Source organism: Mycobacterium persicum, from assembly GCF_002086675.1.
Classification (GTDB): Bacteria; Actinomycetota; Actinomycetes; order Mycobacteriales; family Mycobacteriaceae; genus Mycobacterium; species Mycobacterium persicum.
The window spans coordinates 1-1,190 of the sequence record NZ_MVIF01000244.1 but is presented as its reverse complement, the minus strand read 5'-3'; the positions used below and the strand labels follow the sequence as shown (position 1 = coordinate 1,190).

Below are 1,190 nucleotides of genomic sequence, written 5' to 3'. Positions count from 1 at the left end.
CCCCTCTTAACCGGCTAATCCTGATACATCACCGACCTCGACACGCCGATTCTTCCGGGGTGCTTGATTTGCGCTGAGACGTTGGGCATACCTGAATCCCATGGCAACAGGGCAGACGGTCGAGTCGTTGCGAGCGGTCGAACAAGCAAGGCGCTGGTCGTTGGTGGGGTCAGGGCCGGTCGGGGTGGAGCTGATCAACGACTACCTGGGCTATCTGGCCGACCGGAATTACTCGCCGCGCACGGTGCGCGCATATGCCTTTGATCTGCTCGCGTTCGCACGATGGCTGGTGGTCGAGCAGTTGGCGCTCGCGGAGGTCACTACGGAGGTGTTACTGCGGTTTTTGGCGTTTTGCCGTTCGGCGGTGCCGCCCGGCCGTCCGGGCGGCAACGTGTACTCCATCCGCGATGGGCGCAGCAGCGGTTACGCCGCGACGACGATCAACCGCCGGTTGGCGGCGATCTCTGGGTTGTTCTCGTATCGGCAGATGCGTGACGGGGCGGCGACCAGCCCGGTACCGCACGGGCCGGCAGCTCGCCGGGCGACCGCTGGCGAGCAGAGCGGTCTATTGGCTCACCTGCGAAAGCCCAAGCAGCGCTCGCGGTTACGGGTTCGGGAACCGCGGCGGCTGCCGCGCGGCCTGGACCACAAGGAAGCGACCGCGCTGTTGGGCAGCCTGCGCACCGAGCGGGATCGCGCGATCGCGGGGTTGATGCTGTTGTCCGGGCTGCGCTCGGCCGAGGTACTTGGCTTTGGGGTGCGCGATGTCGATATCGGCCGCGGCTGGGTGCGAGTGATCGGCAAGGGCGACAAGGAACGCCGAGTCCCCTTGGACCCAGACGTGGCGGGCCTGATCCAAACCTACCTGTTCGCTGAGCGGCCGGAATCCGATTGCAACACACTGTTTTTAGTCGCCAAAGGCCCGAACCGAGGCAAGCCGCTGACCCCAGCCGGGCTACGCACTATCTTTCGCCACCACCGGGCCAAGGCCGGGGTCCCGGCGGGGCATCCACACGCGCTGCGGCATACCTTCGGCACCGCACTGGCCGAGGCCGGGGTCGACCTGGCAGTGCTGCAGGCATTAATGGGCCACGACCACGTCGACTCCTCAGCCGCCTACATTCATCTGTCTCCGGCGCACGTGCGCGCCGCCTACGATGCCGCCCGCGACCGCCAGCGCGCCCACTAGC

General features: G+C 66.6%; 1 protein-coding gene. It reads left to right on the top strand.

The window, feature by feature from the left end:
* The first annotated feature begins 100 nt into the window (after positions 1-100).
* Positions 101-1,189: a tyrosine-type recombinase/integrase gene (locus BST40_RS28145; RefSeq protein WP_082275702.1), complete on the top strand. Its 1,089-nt coding sequence runs from the start codon at positions 101-103 to the stop codon at positions 1,187-1,189.
* The last annotated feature ends 1 nt before the right edge of the window (position 1,190 follow it).